The following is a 17,356-nucleotide window of genomic DNA, read 5'->3' as shown; positions in this document are numbered from 1 at the left end:
CAAGTTTAGGCTGCGCCACCGACAGCGCGGCGTGCCGAGACGGCCAGATCGGGCTGGTCGGCGAATACGCCGTCGACACCCGTGGCGAGGATGGCACGGAACTCCTGCTCCCACTGCCCGAAGGCCGCCTTGTCGTGCCCCAGTCGGAAGTTGCGCGGCAGAAAGCGGTTCTCGGCGCGGAGTGTCCACGTGAAGATCTGCAGACCGGCGGCGTGCGCCCGCGCGACGATGTCAGAGCTCCGATGCGCGGCGCCGGCGAGGTCGCGCGGCATGATGATCGACTTGTCGACGCTGATCCCGTCGACCTCCCCCGTCAGGGCCGCCAGACCCGTGTCGGTGAGCTGCGACGCGTAATCGGGAGCGGCAGACCCCTCCCGAGCCACCAGGTCGAACGGGGCGCCACCGTCTTCGATCAAGTAGGTGTAGTGGGCGGCCACGCCGCGGCGTCTCAACTCGGCGAGCACCGTCTTCTCGAAGCTCTCGAGCACGAGCCTGCCAGGTCGATCGCTCCATCCCGCCTCGGCCAACTCGGCTGCGACGATCTCACCGAGTGGCAGACCGATGGACTCGAAATACGTGGCGTGCTTCAGCTCGACCACGGCCGACGGTGCAGCCGTGGCGACGACCGGAGCCTCCGTGTCGGCGGGGTCGTCCGGCACATCCGACTCGGCCTCGTCGACGATGCGCAACACGTCGGAGAGCCGCAGCAACCCGAACCGGCCGTCGAAGCTCGCGCTCGAGGGCCGCACGGCCGGCAGCCGCTCCTTCGCGCGGAGCGTCTGCAGTTCGGCCCAGGTGAAGTCCTCGGTGAACCAGCCCGTCTGTGGATGACCGTCGATCTCCTTGGTGGCGCGCCGGTCGGCGAACTCCGGATGCGCGGCCACATCGGTCGTGCCCGAGATCTCGTTCTCGTGCCGCACCACCGGCACCCCGTCGCGAGAGACGACGACGTCGGGCTCGACGGCATCGGCGCCGAGGCCGAAGGCGAGTTCGTAGGCCGAGTCGGTGTGCTCGGGGCGATATCCGCTGGCGCCGCGGTGACCGATGACGAGAGGGTGCGCGCCGGGGAATTCCATCACGCTGACACGCTACGCCGAACGCGGGCGCCGCCCTTGCATCCCAACCGGTATACGGCGGGAATTCGGAGGACTGCCAGCGAGTTCTTGGTGAGGGTGGACTAAGTTATAGGTGTCCACGTTCATGTTCCCCACACAGAAGAGACTGACATGGCTGAAGCCTCATCGAGCAACCCCGCCTTCTCGCGAAACCCGGTCTTTAACGGCAAGGGTGCACCGGCGCAGGTTCCCACGATCTCCGCCGAGGGCCTGCAAGACATGTACGACCGTCCGGCGGCCACGCCGTCCGAGACCGATCGGATGAGCTACGACGACACAATCGTCAAGACGCTCGTCATGTTCGTCGTGCTGCTGGCCACCGCCGCCGTCGGGTTCCTCACCAACTTCCCGAACCCCACGCCTCTCGGCATCGGTCTCATGATCGGCGGTGTCATCGGCGGGCTCGTCTTCGGACTGGTCAACGCCTTCCGACGCGAGCCGTCGGTTCCGCTGATCCTGCTCTACGCGGCGTTCGAGGGCCTCGCCGTCGGAGGCCTCTCAGGCTTCTTCGAATCGCAGTGGTCCGGCATCGTGCTGCAGGCCGTGCTCGCCACTCTCGCGGTGTTCGCGGTGACACTCGCCCTCTTCGCGAGCGGCAAGGTCAGGGCCTCCAAGCGCGCCACCAAGATCTTCCTCATCGCGATCGTCGGCTACGGCGTGTTCTCGTTGATCAACTTCGTGCTGATGATCTCCGGTGCCGTACCGAACGCTTTCGGTCTTCGCGGAGTCGAGATCTTCGGCATCCCGCTCGGACTCGTCATCGGCGTCTTCGCCGTCATCCTGGCGGCCTACTCGCTGGTGCTCGACTTCGACGCCATCCAGAAGGGCGTCCGCTCGGGCGCTCCCCGCAAGTACGGCTGGTCGGCCGCCTTCGGTCTGGTGCTCACGCTGGTCTGGCTCTACCTCGAGCTGCTGCGCATCATCGCGATCTTCCGAAGCTGACGCGCTGACCGAGCCGCCACCCGGACGAGAACGAGAGAACGGGGTCATCCGCATGGATGGCCCCGTTCCGCGTTCCGAGCCACCGGATTCCCGGCCGACCGGCGTCCCGCCTTCTGACCCGGGCACGAGCTCGGGTCGCATCGTCGGGCTCGACGTCGCGCGTGGCCTCGCTCTGATCGGCATGCTCTTCGCCCACACGGTGCCCGAGACCGATGCCGAGACGGTGTTCGACGGCCGTTCGTCGATTCTCTTCGCCGTCATCGCCGGCGTCTCCCTCGGCCTGATGACCGGTGGGCAACGCGGTGTGGCTCCGGATGCGCGGGGTCGGGCCGCCGGCATCGTCGCCCTCCGCGGCCTGCTGCTGATCCTGTTCGGTGTGGCGCTCACCGCCTTCGACACCCCGATCGCGATCATCCTCGACACCTACGGCTTCTTGTTCCTCGTCGCCATCCCGTTGCTCTGCGCCCCGCGCTGGCTGATCGCGGCGGTGGTGGTTGCCGCCGCATTGCTCGGTCCGGTCGTCGTCACCGCCCTGAACGACGCCATCGACGGCGCGACCGGCCGGGCGGCCATCGTGCTCGACAGCGCCTGGCTCGTGTTTCCGGAGCGCTGGCTCGACGGCACCTACCCCGCGCCCGTGTGGCTCGCCTACATCGCGATCGGCATTCTCGTCGCACGGTCGGGCATCCGTCGCCTCGCCGTGCAGCTCGCCATGGTGACCGTGGGCGGAGTCGCGGCGATCGCCGGGTACGCCATCGCGGCTGTCGCAGGGCAGCCTGTGCTCGCGCACGACGACTCGACGGCAGAGGTCATCGCTTCAAGCGGGGTCGCCGTCGCCGTGATCGGCGTGCTCGTGTGGCTCTCGGAGTCGACACCCGGGCGCGTGCGCACACTCTCCGCGCGTATCCTGTGGCCGCTCTCGTCGGCCGGATCGATGCCGCTCACCGTGTACAGCGCGCAGATCATCGTGATCTGGCTCTACATCGCGAACGTTCCCCATGAGGGGGTGCTGGGCTGGCAGAACCTGCCCTTGTTCTTCGCCCTCGCGATTCCCACGCTTCTCATCACGAGCTTCTGGCGCCTGCGCTTCGAGCAAGGACCACTCGAATGGGTGGTGAGTCGGGTGACGACACAGCGCCCGTGGCGAACGAATCCACCACGGGCGCCGGAAGTCACTCCCACTCGATAGTGCCCGGGGGCTTCGAGGTCACGTCGAGCACGACGCGGTTGACGCCCGAGACTTCGTTCGTGATGCGGTTCGAGATCCGGGCGAGCACGTCGTACGGCAACCGAGTCCAGTCCGCGGTCATCGCGTCTTCACTCGACACCGGGCGCAACACGATCGGGTGGCCGTAGGTGCGGCCGTCGCCCTGCACGCCCACCGAGCGCACGTCGGCGAGCAGCACGACCGGACACTGCCAGATCTCGGCGTCGAGGCCCGCAGCTGTCAGTTCGGCGCGCACGATCGCGTCGGCCTGCCGCAGCAGTTCGAGCCGCTCGAACGTCACCTCGCCTACGATGCGGATGCCGAGGCCGGGGCCGGGGAACGGCTGACGCCCCACGATCTCCTCGGGCAGGCCGAGTTCGCGGCCGATCGCACGCACCTCGTCTTTGAACAGCGCCCGCAGCGGCTCGACGAGTTCGAACTGCAGGTCTTCCGGCAGACCGCCCACGTTGTGGTGGCTCTTGATGTTCGCCGTGCCGCTCCCACCGCCCGACTCCACCACATCGGGGTAGAGCGTGCCTTGCACGAGGAAGCGGATCGGGTCGCCATCGGCCGCGGCCTCGGCGATCAGATCGGCCTGCGCCTGCTCGAAGGTGCGGATGAACTCGCGCCCGATGATCTTGCGCTTCTGCTCGGGGTCGCTGACGCCGGCGAGCGCGCTCAGGAAGCGCTCGCGCGCATCCACTGTGACGAGCCGCACTCCGGTGGACTTCACGTAGTCCTCCTCGACCTGACGGCGCTCGCCTTCGCGGAGCAGACCGTGGTCGACGAAGATGCACACCAGCTGGTCGCCGACGGCCTCGTGCACGAGAGCGGCCGCCACGGCCGAGTCGACTCCGCCGGAGAGTCCGCAGATCACCTTGCCCGAACCCACCTGCGCCTGGATCGCGGCGACCTGATCGGCGATGACGTTGCCTGGATTCCAGTCGGCCGGGATGCCGGCCGCCCGGTGCAGGAAGTTCTCGATGAGGTCTTGCCCGAACTGGGTGTGCTTGACCTCGGGGTGCCACTGCACGCCGTAGAGGCCCCGCGACGGGTTGGCGAACGCGGCCACCGGGGTCGACGCGGTGCTCGCGAGCACATCGAAGCCCTCCGGCGCCTGCACCACAGAGTCGCCGTGGCTCATCCACACCGTCTGCGCGGGCGGCTGCTCGCTGAGCAGCGACCCACCGTCGCCGCCGACCGCCATGTCGGTCGAGCCGTACTCCCGGGCTCCGGTCTGCGCCACCTCGCCGCCGAGCGCGCGGGCCATCACCTGGAAGCCGTAGCAGATGCCCATCACCGGCACGCCGAGCTCGAAGATCTCCGAATCGAAGGCGGGCGCGCCCGCCTCGTAGACGCTCGAAGGGCCGCCCGAAAGCACGATGCCGACGGGGTTCTTCGCCGCCACCTCGGCCGCGCTGATGTCGTGCGGCACGATCTCGGAGTAGACGCTGGCCTCACGCACTCGGCGCGCGATCAGCTGCGCGTATTGCGCACCGAAGTCGACGACCAGAACGGGACGAGTCAGTTCCTCATGGTCAGGGGTGTCTGATCCGCTAATTGGATGCCTCCACAGGTTCGGGTAGGGCGGCCTCGGCTTCGCGCGTGGCGAGGTAGGCCGTGACCTCGCGGGCGATACGCGCCTCGAGGAAGAAGGAGAGGAAGGGAATGACTCCGCCGAGCGCGATGATGATGAACCGCAGGAACGGCCAGCGCATCAGGCTCCACAGTCGGAAGTCGGAGAACAGGTAGACGACATAGAACCAGCCGTGCACGATCAGGATGCCGAGGCTGATGTTCACGGCGACTGTGGTGCCGGCGGGCACGAGGGCGAGGAACCCCTGCGGGCCGCCGAGCTCGAGTTCGAGCGCGATCGGGGTGTATTTCAGCAGCATCTCCGCGCACAGCAGGAGAAGGAGCGTGCCCGTGATGATCGAGGCGACCTGGTAGAACTTCAGGGCTCCGCGGATGCGCGGAAAGTCCTTCAACTTGGGTGCGAGAGCCATGGAAACTAGCCTACCCGCGCATCCGGAGCGTTATCTGCGGCTTCCTCCTGCTCGCGCTCCCAGGTGTCGCGCACCAGGCGGTACCAGAGGTAGATGGCGAAGCCGGCGAACACCACCCACTCGGCGGCATAGAAGATGTTGAGCCAGTTGAGCTCCACCGAACGCGACGGTTCGGGCGAGGAGATGACGTCGAGGCCGACCGGCGGGGTGTCGGTGACGACATAGCCACCGTAGACGTCGGCGGCCTGGTCGAACTCCGGCCACTGGTTGATCAGGGTCGAGACCGACATGGTGGTCTGGATCGGCCCGCCGGAGAGCGACTCCACGCCGACGAGCGGCTTCTGGTCGTCGGAGAGCACAGGAGCCTCGGTCGGCAGGTATCGGCCGACGAGTGTCTCAGAGACCGATCCCGCGTTGGCCGCGAGAGCCTGAGCTGTCGCAAGGGCTTCCTCGGCCTGTGGCGTCCAGCCGAGGGCCACGGCGAGGTAGGTGTCGGCGGGGCTGTCGACCGCGAACTGACCGATCACCCAGAAGCCGTCGGCCCCGTCGTTCAGCCGGCCTCCCAGAACGTCGTAGCCGCTGGCCACGAAGTGCCCCGGCACGCTCACACGCTGCGCCGCCTGCGTCTCCACCACCGGGGCCTGCGGCTGCGCGACGTCGGTGAGCGGCCGCACCTGCTCGGTCTGGTCGTTCACGACGGTGCCCGTCGAGACGGCGCGATCGAGTTGCCACTGGCCGAGGGCGGCGAATCCGCCGGCCACCGCCAAGGCGAGAACGAGGGTCGCGATCCAGCGCGGCCGCCGCATCACACTGAAGATGCTCAATACTCGCTGTCTCTCGGTCGGGGCTTCTCTTCGTCGGACTGCTGCATGGCCTGTTCGATCAGGCGTTCCGCGTGCGCTCGGTCGGGTTCGGGCAGATCGTCGACGTCGCCCAGGTCGAGATCGGTATCGGCGTCGACCACGGCGGCGTCACCGCCGCCCGGTGCGCCGGAACCGCCCGTACCGCCGCTGTAGGCAGCGGGCACTTGCTCCACCTCGCCGAGGCGGTCGCCGCGCGTCTCGGCTTCCATCAACGCGATGGCCTCGGCCGCTTCGGCGGAGCGCGCTCTCGCCACGGCCTGCTTCTTCTTCGTGCCGAGCACCACCGCACCGATCTTCTCGGAATTGACGGCGAGGATCGGACCCATGATCGCCATGATAAGCACGTAGAGTCCGGCGAAAGGCTGGATGCGCGAGTCGAGGCCGGCGGCGAGCGCCAGCGTCGCGAGAATCAGCGCGAACTCTCCGCGATTCTGCAGGATGGCCGCCGTATTGATGCCGGCCTGCGGCCCGAGGCCGTTCAGCCAGGCCACGAACTGGCCCGCGATGATGTTGAGCACCACCGTCATCACCACCGCGATCACCACCGGCACGATGACCTCCGGGAACTTCGTCGGGTCGAGCCCGAGTCCGAAGTTCAAGAAGAAGAAAGCGCCGAACACGTCGCGCAACGGGATGGCGATCTGCTCGATCCGGTTGCGATAGCGGGTGGCGCCGAGCACCAGGCCGATGAGGAACGCCCCGATCGCATCCGTCACGCCGAGGATCTCACCGAGGCCGCCGAACATGATCGCCAGCCCGAAGAACAAGATGGTGAACAGCTCGTCGTCTTTGGTGCGGAACAGGCGCGACACCACACGACCGCCCCAGCGCGCCACCGCGAACATCACGATGAGGAACACGAACGAGATGACGAGCTTGCCCACCACCGGCCAGATCTCGGTCTCGCCGGAGAGCACCACCGAGACGATGGCCAGGTAGATGGCGATGAACACGTCTTCGACCACCGTGACACCCAGGATCATCGGGGTCTCGCGGTTGGCCAGCCGGTTGAGCTCGATCAGGAGCTTCGTGACGATGGCGCTGGAGGATGTCGCGGTGATCCCCGCGATGACGAGCGCCTCTCGGGTGCCCCACCCCACCAGGAAGCCGAAGGCGAAGCCCACCACCATGTTGATGGCGATGTAGGAGCCGCCCGAGATGATGAGCTTGCCGGCGTTGCCGAAGAACTCGTCTTGGTCGAACTCCAGCCCGAGGTTGAACAGCAGGAGGATCAGTCCGAAGACCGCGATCAGCTCGATGTACTCCCCGTGCACGAAGTTGATCGGGAACCAGCCGAAGTACGGGCTGGCCAAGAGGCCCACGACCATGTAGATCGGGATGGCGGGGAGCCCGATGGATTTGCCCAGCCGCCCGAGGACATAGGCGATGACGAAGAGGACGCCGAGGACGAGGAGGTCGGGGCCTAGGTGCATGCGTCCGGCCGTCTAGTTTCCGGGCGGACCGTCGACCGCGACCTTCGGCTTCGCCGCACCGGTTCGGAAGAAGTTGAACGCCTTGGCCACTTTCTCGGGCGAACCCGCGACGACGAGTGTGTCGCCGGGGAAGACCTTGAAGTCGGGTGCCGGAGCCGGGTTCGTGGACTCACCGCGCACCACGGCGACGACGGTGAGCCCGGCGATGCCGCGCTCAGCGGGGCTGCCGAGAGGCTGCCCGGCGATGTGGTCTTCGTAGTCGACCGTGAACCAGTCGATGCTGAGGCCGGGGATCTGGTCGAGTGCCGTGAGCGACTCGGTGATCTGCGTGCCACCCAGGAGTTCGGCAAGGGTGTGCGCCTCGTCTTCGGAGAGCCGCAGCGACACCTTCGTCACGTCGGGGCCGTCTTCGTCGTCGGCGAAGGTGATGAGGTCGCTGTGCCCGGACCGGTGGGCGATCACGCCCACCTTTCCGCCGTCGGAGGTGTAGAAGGTGTGCAGCACCCCCACTCCGGGAAGCTTCACTCGCCGAACGTCCACCATGTGCTGTCTCCTCAAGAAGTCACCGCGATCGCGGTACTCCTATTTTAGGCCCGCAGCGCACGGGCCCCGCTCTGGCGGCCTCAGCTTGTGGAGAACGCTCGCGGGAGACGCCCTGTGCAGAACCTCAGTTCGTCTCGACGATGTCGGGCGCCTGCAGGCGGATGCGCTCCGCCGACTCGTCGTCGGGCTGCTCCTGGCTCGCCCGCTCGGCCCGCACTCGCTCGAGATAGTAGGCGACCTCGCGCTCGGTGGTCTCCTCGTCCCAGCCGAGCACGCCGGCCATCAACTTGGCGGCGACCGGGGCCGCCGAGACACCGCGGTCCCAGGCCTCGATCGAGATGCGGGTGCGCCGGGCGAGCACGTCGTCGAGGTGCAGCGCGCTCTCGTGCGAGGCGGCGTACACAACCTCGGCTCCGATGTAGTCATCGGCACCGGGGAGCGGATCGGCCAGGCTCGGGTCGTCGAGGATGAGATCGAGCAGCTCGTCGGTCAGCGTGCCGTAGCGGTTCAGCAGATGTTCGATCCGCACCGTGTGAACGCCGAACTTGCGAGCAATCTTGGCGCGCTTGTTCCAGGCGGCCTGGTAGCCCTCCGCGCCGAGCAACGCGATGTCCTGGGTCACCGAGGGTGAGATCCTGCCGTCGAGCGCCGAGACCGCGGCGTCGATCGCATCCTTCGCCATCACGCGGTACGTCGTCCACTTGCCACCGGCGATCACGACGAGCCCCGGCACCGAGTGCGCCACGAGGTGTTCGCGCGAGAGCTTCGAGGTCTGGTCGGACTCGCCGGCCAGCAGTGGCCGCAATCCCGCGAACACACCCTCGACGTCTTCGCGCGTCAGCGGCACCGCGAGCACCTTGTTCACGTGCTCCAGCACGTAGTCGATGTCGGCAGCGGTGGCGGCCGGATGCGCCTTGTCGAGATGCCAGTCGGTGTCGGTGGTGCCCACCAGCCAGTGGCGGCCCCACGGAATGACGAAGAGAACGCTCTTCTCCGTGCGGAGCAGCAGGCCCGATTTGCCCTGGAACCGATCCCGCGGCACCACGAGGTGGATGCCCTTCGAGGCGCGCACTTTGAACTGCCCGCGCTCCCCCACCATGGCCTGGGTGTCGTCGGTCCAGACGCCGGTGGCGTTCACCACCTGCTTCGCGCGGATCTCGAACTTCTCGCCCGTCTCGAGATCGTGCGCGTTCACACCCACGACCCGCTCACCCACCTTGATGAAGCCCTCCACCTGCACCCGGCTGGCCACGTGGGCGCCGTAGGAGGCGGCGGTGCGGGCGACGCTCGCCACGTAGCGAGCGTCGTCGACCTGGGCGTCGTAGTAGGTGATGCCGCCGATCAAGGCGTCTTTTCCGAGGCTCGGCATGAGCTTCTGCACCTGCCGCTTCGACAGGTGGCGGTGATGCGGAACGCCGGGAGGGCGGCCACCGGAGTAGGAGAAGATGTCGTACAGGAGCATCCCGGCCCCCACGTAAGCCCGCTCGATCACGCGCTTCTGCAGGGGGTAGAGAAAGCGCACGGGCTTCACGAGGTGCGGGGCGATCCGCTGCAGCAGGAGGCCCCGTTCGATCAGCGCCTCGCGCACGAGCCGGAAGTCGAGCTGTTCCAGATAACGGATGCCGCCGTGCACGAGTTTCGACGAGCGGCTCGAGGTTCCGGATGCCCAGTCCCGCGCTTCCACCATGCCCACCCGGAGGCCCCGCGTCACGGCATCCAGGGCACTGCCGGTGCCGACGATGCCGCCACCCACCACGAGGATGTCGAGCTCTTTCGTCTTGAGGGTCTCGATGGCGGCTGCGCGTTCCTCCGGACCGATCTTCGTCGAGTGCGAAACCGAGGTCTTCGTTGCCATGGAACTCTCCTTCATCGCAGAGCTAGGAACTGACTCCGTCAGTTCACACGCTAATCAACCCGGTAGGGGGCTACAACCACTTCGATCCGCTGGAACTCCTTGAGGTCGGAGTATCCCGTCGTCGCCATCGATCGGCGCAGTGCACCGATGAGGTTGGCGGTTCCGTCGGCCACCGGAGAGGGGCCGTACAGGATCTGTTCGAGCGGCGCCACCTGGCCCACACGCACGCGGTTGCCGCGAGGCAGCTGCGAGTGGTGGGCCTCGGGGCCCCAGTGCCAGCCGCCGCCGGGCGCGTCGTCGGCGCGAGCGAGCGCGGTGCCGAGCATGACGGCATCCGCCCCCATTGCGATGGCCTTCACGACGTCGCCCGAGGTGCCGAGACCTCCGTCGGCGATCACGTGCACGTAGCGGCCACCCGACTCGTCCATGTAGTCGCGGCGGGCTCCGGCCACATCGGCCACCGCGGTGGCCATGGGGGCGTGGATGCCCAGGGTGGCGCGGGTGGTGGAGGCGGCTCCCCCGCCGAACCCCACCAGCACGCCGGCCGCACCGGTGCGCATGAGGTGCAAAGCCGCGGTGTAGGTTGCGGCACCGCCCACGATCACCGGCACGTCGAGTTCGTAGATGAACTTCTTGAGGTTGAGCGGTTCGACGGTCTTTGAGACGTGCTCGGCCGATACCGTCGTGCCGCGGATGACGAACAGGTCGACGCCGGCGGCGACGACGGTCTCGTAGAGCTCTTGCGTGCGCTGCGGCGACAACGCGCCCGCCACGGTGACTCCGGATGCGCGGATCTCAGCGAGCCGGGCCGTCACGAGTTCGGGCTTGATGGGCTCGGCGTAGATCTCCTGCATGCGCTGCGTCGCCTTGGCCTCGGGCAGGGTGCGGATCTCCTCGAGCAGGGGCTCGGGGTCGTCGTAGCGCGTCCACAGACCCTCGAGGTCGAGCACCCCGAGTCCGCCGAGCTGCCCGATCATGATCGCGGTGCGCGGCGACACCACCGAGTCCATCGGTGCGGCGAGCACCGGGATGTCGAAGTGGTAGGCGTCGATCGACCAGCCCACCGAGACGTCTTGCGGGTCTCTCGTGCGACGCGATGGCACCACCGCGATGTCGTCGAAGGCGAAGACGCGGCGCCCGCGCTTGGCACGGCCGATTTCAATTTCCATCACGCCTCATCCTATCCGGCCCCTTCCGACAAGCGGTGGGACGGGTCGAAACGTATTCCGCCCCTGGCATCCGAACGCAGCAGCCGTTCCACCGTCGTCACCGGAGTGGGCGATCGCATCGGGGGTGCCGGCCGTTCCGTGGGGCGTGTCCCGCATCATCCGATCGGCCGGGGTCGGCACGTTCGACCGGCGGACCTTAGCGCCCCGCCGCGCGCTCAGCCCTCGTTGAAGTCGACGGTGACGCCGCCGTTCACCGTCTCCGCGGTGATCGTGCGATCGGCCCTGCGGTCGCTGACCAGCCCATCCGTGTCGATGTCGCCGTTCGTCGTCTGAGCTTCGATGAAGTAGTCCTCACCATCGTCGGGCACGCGGACGGTGACGGAACCGTTCGTCGTCTTGGCTGTGACGGTGTCGGGTGCCTCAGAGAACTCGAGCCGGATCTCCCCGTTCGTCGTCTCTGCGCTCACATCGCTCGATTCGGCGTCGCTCACGCGCACCGCACCGTTCGTCGTGTCAAGCCTGACCTGGCCCGTGGGTGATTCCACGTCGACGGCACCATTCATCGTGGTGAAATCGAGGTCTCCGTCGAGAGCGGATGCGGTGATCTTGCCGTTCGTCGTCGTCACCGTGAGGTTGCTTTCGGCCGGCACCGAGATCGTGATCACGACGGAGCAGCGGCTGAAGATCAGCCAGCCTTCCGGGCATCCGCCGCGGAGCGTCGTGGCGTCACCCGAACTCTCGAGCCGCATCGCCGGCTTGGTGCCGCTGTATCGCCCCTCCATCGCGGCGTGCACCTGGTCGTCTTCGCTCGCGCTGAACCGCAGCTCGGCGTTGTTCGTGTCGACCAGGATGTTCGCCGCGCCATCACCGTCGGCGGTCTCGTTGACCGGTGCTGCGCCGAGGCCGGGCAGCAGGAAGATCAACGTCGTGGCGGCACCTGCGAGCAGGATGAGCACTATGACCGGGATGCCCACGAACAGCAACACCTTGCTGGTCGTCGAGAGTCCGCCACGCTGAGATTGCGCGGGGGGCGGCTGACCGGGCTGACGCAGCTGCCCCGGCTGACCGTCATGCCCGGGTATCGGTGCGCTCATGGATCTTCGGCCTCCACTCGTCAAGCGATCGGTGTTCGGCGTCGTTCCTTCCCAACCCTAGCCAGGAGTTCTGCCTCCGGGAAAGGGTGACCGGGGCGAGCGGATCCGAAAACTCAGCGGCGGTAGTTGGGCGCCTCGACCACCATCTGCACGTCGTGCGGGTGCGATTCCTTGAGCCCGGCGGCGGTGATCCGCACGAAGCGGCCCTTCTCCTTGAGCTCCGGGATGGTGCGCGCGCCGGTGTAGAACATCGACTGCCGAAGGCCCCCGGCCAGCTGGTAGGCCACGTTCGAGAGCGGTCCGCGATACGGAACCTGGCCCTCGATGCCCTCGGCGATCAACTTGTCGTCCGAAGGCACATCCGACTGGAAGTAGCGGTCTTTCGAGTACGAGGTCTTCTCGCCCCGCGTCTGCAGGGCACCGAGCGAGCCCATGCCGCGGTAGTTCTTGAACTGCTTGCCGTTGACGAACACGAGGTCGCCGGGGCTCTCGTCACAGCCGGCGAGCAAAGACCCGAGCATGACCGTGTCAGCGCCGGCGACGAGCGCCTTCGCGATGTCGCCCGAGTACTGCAGGCCGCCGTCGGCGATCACCGGCACTCCGGATTCACGCGCCGCGAGCGACGCTTCGTACACCGCGGTCACCTGCGGCACGCCCACGCCCGCCACCACGCGCGTGGTGCAGATCGAGCCCGGACCTACCCCGACCTTGATGGCGTCGGCCCCCGCGTCGATGAGCGCCTGGGCGCCCGAGCGGGTGGCGACGTTGCCGCCGATCACATCCACGTCGGCGAATGCCGAGTCGCTCTTCAGCCGGCGGATGATGTCGAGCACGCCCGCACTGTCGCCGTTCGCGGTGTCGACCACGATCACGTCGACGCCCGCGTCGAGCAGGTTGGTGGCACGCTGCCAGGCGTCGCCGAAGAAGCCGATCGCCGCACCGACGCGCAGGCGTCCGGCGGCGTCTTTCGTGGCGTTCGGGTATTTCTCGCTCTTGTCGAAGTCCTTCACGGTGATGAGGCCGCTGAGGCGCCCCGCATCGTCGACGATCGGGAGCTTCTCGATCTTGTGCTGGGCGAAGATCGCGATCGCGTCATCCGGGTCGACTCCGACCCGAGCGGTGATCAGCGGCATCTTCGTCATGACGTCGCGCACCAGCGTGGTCGACTTCTCGAACGGCGACACGAAACGCATGTCGCGGTTGGTCACAATGCCCACGAGCACGCCCTGGCCGTCCACCACGGGGAGGCCCGAGACGCGATAGAGGCCGCAGAGCGCGTCGACTTCGGCGACCGACGCATCCGGTGTGGTCGTGACCGGATCGGTGACCATGCCCGACTCGCTGCGCTTCACGCGGTCGACCTGCTCGGCCTGGTCGATGATCGAGAGATTGCGGTGCAGCACGCCCAGGCCGCCTTCGCGGGCCATGGCCACGGCCATCCGCGATTCCGTCACGGTGTCCATCGCCGCGGAGAGCAGCGGGGTGGCGACCTGAATGCGCTTCGTGAGCCGGGAGGTCGTGTCGGCTTCGCTCGGGATGACGTCGGTGTGGCCCGGGAGCAGCATCACGTCGTCATAGGTCAGTCCGATAAAACCGAACGGATCCGGCTGGTCCATTGTTCTCCCTCACGCGCGATTACCTGTTGCAATCGTAACCGTTAGGAAGTGGGCGGTATTCCGTGTAGAAATGACGAACGTCGAATTAGATGGCCAGTTGAAACACCGTGGACACAATTCGAATGTATGGTCTAGCAATGTCGCTACGACCATAGACACGGAGATCGCCGCTGCACCCGGCGGTCTCCTTCCAGGAGGTGCTGTCTTTTGATCGCAGGTATCCGTCTCGGACGCGGTGTCCGATTGACCACGATGATCGTCGCAGCGCTCGCGCTGTGCCTCGGCATCGTGCTCGGCTCGGCATCGTTCTCCGCGAACGCCACCGAGACACCGGCGCCCACGCCGACGCCCACGGCGCCCGGTGATTTCACCAACACATACTCGATCGGCGGCATCCTGCGGGATGGCGACACCCTGGTCGAGGGCGTGGAGGTCACGGTGGAAGGCGACGGCTTCACCGAGACGGCGACCACGGATGCGACGGGCCGCTGGTCGGTCGTCGTGCCGGGCAAGGGCGACTACACGGTCACCCTCGACGCCGACTCGTTGCCCGAGGGCGTGACGTTGCGCGATCCCGATCGGAGCTCGGCGGAGGTCTCGTCGGGCGAGTGGCAGACCAACACGATCACCCGCTCGTTCCCCCTGGGAGCCGACACCCGGCAGACCACGGGCTTCTTCGAGCAGTTCCTGCAGCGCTTCGCCGCGGGCCTCAACTTCGGTCTCTTGATCGCCCTCGCGGCCATCGGAATCACGCTGATCTTCGGCACCACCGGCCTCAACAACTTCGCGCACGGCGAGATGGTGACCTTCGGCGCCATCGTGGCCTGGATCGTGGCCGTTCTCCTCGGCATCAACATCTTCGTGGCCATGCTGATCGCCCTCGTTCTGGGCGGCGTGTTCGGGTACGTGCAGGACTGGTTGCTGTGGAGGCCCCTGAGACGGAAGGGGGTGAGGCTCGTACAGGCGATGATCGTCAGCATCGGCCTCGCCATCGCCTTGCGCTACCTCTACCTCTTCTACATCGGCGGCGAGACCAAGACGATGAGCGTCGGGCTCTCGGATGCCGTGGTGCTCGGTCCGGTGCGCATCACCACCGGCTCCATCCTCAGCATGATCATCTCGGTCGTCGTCCTGGTGCTGGTGGGCCTGTTCCTCACCCGCACCCGCATCGGCAAGGCGACCCGGGCGGTGTCCGACAACCCGTCGCTCGCGGCCGCATCCGGAATCGACGTCGACCGCATCATCCGCATCGTCTGGGTGCTCGCAGGGGCCTTGGCCGCTCTGGCCGGCGTGATGCTGGCGCTCTACCGCCAGGTGTCGTGGGACATGGGCTTCCAGGTGCTGCTCCTGATGTTCGCCGCGGTCACCCTCGGCGGTCTCGGCTCGGCCTACGGCGCGCTCGTCGGTTCTCTCGTGGTGGGCTTGTTCGTCGAGCTCTCCACGCTCTTCATCCCGGCCGACCTGAAGTACGCGGCGGCACTCGTGGTGCTCATCGTCGTGCTGCTGGTGAGGCCACAGGGCATCCTCGGTCGCAAAGAACGAATCGGTTAAGGGAGGCGACACATGGACTGGGGAAACATCTTCGGCAATGCCGTCGGCGAGATCATCAGCCCGACGACCGCGGCCTACGCGCTCGCGGCCATCGGCCTCGGCATCCACTTCGGCTACACGGGCCTGCTGAACTTCGGTCAGGCGGCCTTCCTCCTGATCGGCGCCTACGCATTCGCGATCCCGACACTGGCGGGCGCACCGATCATCGTCGCCGTGTTGTGCGCGATCGCGTGTTCGGTGATCTTCTCGTTCATCCTGGGCATCCCGACCCTGAGGCTCCGCGCCGACTATCTGGCGATCGTGACCATCGCGGCCGCCGAGGTCGTGCGCTACATCGTCACCACGACAGGTCTCACCGACTTCACCGGCGCCGCCAACGGCCTCTCCGGGTTCAAGGGCACCTTCGCGGCGATCAACCCGATCCCCGAGGGCCGCTACGGCTTCGGCCCGTTCACCTACAACGAATACGACTGGTGGGTGCGCATCGTCGGCTGGTCGCTCGTTGTGCTGGCCAGCATCCTCGTGTTCCTCCTCATGCGGAGCCCCTGGGGCCGTGTGGTGAAGGGCATCCGAGAAGACGAGGATGCGGTTCGCAGCCTCGGCAAGAACGTGTACTCCTACAAGATGCAGGCCCTCATCCTCGGTGGTGGTCTCGGCTCCATCGCCGGTATCGTCTTCATCCTGCCGAGGGCGGTGCAGCCGGCGAACTACACCACCGGCCTCACCTTCTTCATCTGGACGATCATGCTGCTCGGCGGCGCGGCCACGATCTTCGGGCCGATCGTCGGCTCGATGATCTTCTGGGTCGTGCTCTCGCTCACTCAGGGCATCCTCTACGGCGCCATCGAGTCCGGAGCGCTGAGCTTCGTGTCCACCACCCAGGCAGGGCAGATCCGCTTCATCCTCGTCGGTGTCGCGCTGATGCTCCTCGTCATCTTCAGACCGCAAGGTATTTTCGGAAACAAGAAGGAGCTGTCCTTCAGTGTCTAACTCAGAATCCGCAGTCGTCTCCGGTCACCCGCTCGTCAAGGGTGAGGTGGGCCCCGGATGCGCGAAGGTCGACCCGATCGTCGTCGCCGACCACGTCACCCGCCAGTTCGGCGGCCTCAAGGCGGTCGACGTCGACCACCTCGAGATCCCGCGCGGGCAGATCACCGCGTTGATCGGCCCGAACGGCGCCGGCAAGACCACCATGTTCAACCTGCTCACCGGCTTCGACAAGCCGAACACCGGCACCTGGGAGTTCGACGGCAAGTCGCTCGCGGGCGTGCCGGCGTTCAAGGTGGCGCGCGCCGGCATGGTGCGCACCTTCCAGCTGACGAAGTCGCTCGGTCGACTCTCCGTGCTGCAGAACATGCTCCTCGGCGCCACGGGCCAGAAGGGCGAGAAGCTCATCGCGTCGCTCATCAAGCCGATCTGGCGCAAGCAGGAGGAGGAGAACACGGTTCGAGCCGATGATCTCCTCGCCCGCTTCAAGCTCGACGAGAAGCGCGAAGACTATGCGGCATCGCTCTCCGGCGGCCAGCGGAAGCTTCTCGAGATGGCACGCGCGCTGATGTCGAAGCCCGAGCTGATCATGCTCGACGAGCCGATGGCCGGCGTGAACCCGGCCCTCACGCAGTCGCTTCTCGGGCACATCAAGAATCTGAAGTCCGACGGCACGACAGTGCTCTTCGTCGAGCACGACATGCACATGGTGACGCACATCTCCGATTGGGTGATCGTGATGGCCGAGGGCCGCGTGGTGGCCGAGGGGCCACCGGAGACCGTGATGAAAGACCCCGCCGTGATCGACGCCTACTTGGGTGCCCACCATGACGAAGATCTGGGCGATCTGATGGAAGACGGCCCGAACCCGGTGCTGGAGGCGGAGCGCAAAGCCCGCGAGGCGCATCCGGAGGTCGATGAGGGCCCCGGCTGGGCCGAGAACACCACCCCGCCGGCAGCGGAGGAGAAGTAGGC

General features: G+C 67.0%; 15 protein-coding genes. 5 read left to right on the top strand and 10 right to left on the bottom strand.

Going from position 1 to position 17,356, the window contains the following annotated elements; genetic code table 11:
• Positions 1-5: 5 nt before the first annotated feature.
• A complete protein-coding gene (locus N1027_RS08910; RefSeq protein WP_259507949.1) occupies positions 6-1,076 on the bottom strand; it encodes a glycerophosphodiester phosphodiesterase family protein in 1,071 nt (356 codons plus the stop codon).
• Positions 1,077-1,226: 150 nt separating this feature from the next.
• Between N1027_RS08910 and N1027_RS08905 the strand changes: the two genes are divergently transcribed.
• Both N1027_RS08905 and N1027_RS08900 read left to right on the top strand, forming a co-directional pair.
• Positions 1,227-2,057: a Bax inhibitor-1/YccA family protein gene (locus tag N1027_RS08905; RefSeq protein WP_259507026.1), complete on the top strand. Its 831-nt coding sequence runs from the start codon at positions 1,227-1,229 to the stop codon at positions 2,055-2,057.
• A gap of 52 nt (positions 2,058-2,109) precedes the next feature.
• Positions 2,110-3,246 carry a DUF418 domain-containing protein gene (locus N1027_RS08900; RefSeq protein WP_259507024.1) on the top strand — a complete coding sequence of 379 codons (1,137 nt, stop codon included), beginning with the start codon at positions 2,110-2,112 and terminating at the stop codon, positions 3,244-3,246.
• Here N1027_RS08900 and guaA read toward each other — a convergent pair.
• From guaA to guaB, 9 genes are all read right to left on the bottom strand, one after another.
• Positions 3,230-4,792 (bottom strand): glutamine-hydrolyzing GMP synthase, encoded by a 1,563-nt coding sequence (gene guaA, locus N1027_RS08895; protein ID WP_259507948.1) that lies wholly within the window; start codon positions 4,790-4,792, stop codon positions 3,230-3,232. The genes N1027_RS08900 and guaA overlap by 17 nt on opposite strands.
• Before the next feature lie 28 nt (positions 4,793-4,820).
• Positions 4,821-5,270, bottom strand: a complete 450-nt coding sequence (locus tag N1027_RS08890) for a DUF3817 domain-containing protein (RefSeq protein ID WP_259507023.1) — start codon at positions 5,268-5,270, stop codon at positions 4,821-4,823.
• 5 nt (positions 5,271-5,275) lie between these two features.
• The gene (locus N1027_RS08885; RefSeq protein ID WP_259507022.1) at positions 5,276-6,094 is read right to left on the bottom strand and encodes an SURF1 family protein; all 819 of its coding nucleotides are present in this window, start codon (positions 6,092-6,094) and stop codon (positions 5,276-5,278) included.
• Complete coding sequence (locus N1027_RS08880; protein ID WP_259507021.1) at positions 6,091-7,566, bottom strand: cation:proton antiporter; 1,476 nt, start codon at positions 7,564-7,566, stop codon at positions 6,091-6,093. The genes N1027_RS08885 and N1027_RS08880 overlap by 4 nt, the downstream gene beginning before the upstream one ends.
• A 12-nt stretch (positions 7,567-7,578) precedes the next feature.
• Positions 7,579-8,109 carry a cation:proton antiporter regulatory subunit gene (locus N1027_RS08875; RefSeq protein ID WP_259507020.1) on the bottom strand — a complete coding sequence of 177 codons (531 nt, stop codon included), beginning with the start codon at positions 8,107-8,109 and terminating at the stop codon, positions 7,579-7,581.
• 124 nt (positions 8,110-8,233) lie between these two features.
• Positions 8,234-9,964: a glycerol-3-phosphate dehydrogenase/oxidase gene (locus tag N1027_RS08870; protein ID WP_259507019.1), complete on the bottom strand. Its 1,731-nt coding sequence runs from the start codon at positions 9,962-9,964 to the stop codon at positions 8,234-8,236.
• Positions 9,965-10,014: 50 nt separating this feature from the next.
• Positions 10,015-11,133, bottom strand: coding sequence for a GuaB3 family IMP dehydrogenase-related protein (locus N1027_RS08865; RefSeq protein WP_259507018.1), 1,119 nt, complete (start codon positions 11,131-11,133; stop codon positions 10,015-10,017).
• 215 nt (positions 11,134-11,348) lie between these two features.
• The gene (locus tag N1027_RS08860) at positions 11,349-12,227 is read right to left on the bottom strand and encodes a DUF4097 family beta strand repeat-containing protein (RefSeq protein WP_259507017.1); all 879 of its coding nucleotides are present in this window, start codon (positions 12,225-12,227) and stop codon (positions 11,349-11,351) included.
• A gap of 113 nt (positions 12,228-12,340) precedes the next feature.
• On the bottom strand, positions 12,341-13,843 hold the full coding sequence (gene guaB / locus N1027_RS08855; RefSeq protein WP_259507016.1) for an IMP dehydrogenase: 1,503 nt from the start codon (positions 13,841-13,843) through the stop codon (positions 12,341-12,343).
• A gap of 252 nt (positions 13,844-14,095) precedes the next feature.
• On the opposite strand from guaB, the gene N1027_RS08850 reads away from it, so the two are divergent.
• The 3 genes from N1027_RS08850 to N1027_RS08840 are packed head-to-tail and all read left to right on the top strand — an operon-like array spanning position 14,096 to position 17,354.
• Positions 14,096-15,394, top strand: coding sequence for a branched-chain amino acid ABC transporter permease (locus tag N1027_RS08850; RefSeq protein ID WP_259507015.1), 1,299 nt, complete (start codon positions 14,096-14,098; stop codon positions 15,392-15,394).
• 12 nt (positions 15,395-15,406) lie between these two features.
• Positions 15,407-16,384, top strand: a complete 978-nt coding sequence (locus tag N1027_RS08845) for a branched-chain amino acid ABC transporter permease (RefSeq protein ID WP_259507013.1) — start codon at positions 15,407-15,409, stop codon at positions 16,382-16,384.
• Positions 16,377-17,354 (top strand): ABC transporter ATP-binding protein, encoded by a 978-nt coding sequence (locus N1027_RS08840; RefSeq protein WP_259507012.1) that lies wholly within the window; start codon positions 16,377-16,379, stop codon positions 17,352-17,354. The genes N1027_RS08845 and N1027_RS08840 overlap by 8 nt, the downstream gene beginning before the upstream one ends.
• The last annotated feature ends 2 nt before the right edge of the window (positions 17,355-17,356 follow it).

It is taken from the genome of Herbiconiux aconitum (assembly GCF_024979235.1).
Lineage (GTDB): Bacteria > Actinomycetota > Actinomycetes > Actinomycetales > Microbacteriaceae > Herbiconiux > Herbiconiux aconitum.
This window is presented reverse-complemented; position numbering and strand designations above follow the sequence as displayed.

Coding starts and splice junctions, on each gene's coding strand:
- N1027_RS08910 (WP_259507949.1), bottom strand. CDS start 1,076: ATGGAATTCCCCGGCGCGCACCCTCTCGTCATCGGTCACCGCGGCGCC.
- N1027_RS08880 (WP_259507021.1), bottom strand. CDS start 7,566: ATGCACCTAGGCCCCGACCTCCTCGTCCTCGGCGTCCTCTTCGTCATC.
- N1027_RS08860 (WP_259507017.1), bottom strand. CDS start 12,227: ATGAGCGCACCGATACCCGGGCATGACGGTCAGCCGGGGCAGCTGCGT.
- guaB (WP_259507016.1), bottom strand. CDS start 13,843: ATGGACCAGCCGGATCCGTTCGGTTTTATCGGACTGACCTATGACGAC.
- N1027_RS08900 (WP_259507024.1), top strand. CDS start 2,110: ATGGATGGCCCCGTTCCGCGTTCCGAGCCACCGGATTCCCGGCCGACC.
- N1027_RS08870 (WP_259507019.1), bottom strand. CDS start 9,964: ATGGCAACGAAGACCTCGGTTTCGCACTCGACGAAGATCGGTCCGGAG.
- N1027_RS08875 (WP_259507020.1), bottom strand. CDS start 8,109: ATGGTGGACGTTCGGCGAGTGAAGCTTCCCGGAGTGGGGGTGCTGCAC.
- N1027_RS08845 (WP_259507013.1), top strand. CDS start 15,407: ATGGACTGGGGAAACATCTTCGGCAATGCCGTCGGCGAGATCATCAGC.
- N1027_RS08865 (WP_259507018.1), bottom strand. CDS start 11,133: ATGGAAATTGAAATCGGCCGTGCCAAGCGCGGGCGCCGCGTCTTCGCC.
- N1027_RS08905 (WP_259507026.1), top strand. CDS start 1,227: ATGGCTGAAGCCTCATCGAGCAACCCCGCCTTCTCGCGAAACCCGGTC.
- N1027_RS08850 (WP_259507015.1), top strand. CDS start 14,096: ATGATCGTCGCAGCGCTCGCGCTGTGCCTCGGCATCGTGCTCGGCTCG.
- N1027_RS08890 (WP_259507023.1), bottom strand. CDS start 5,270: ATGGCTCTCGCACCCAAGTTGAAGGACTTTCCGCGCATCCGCGGAGCC.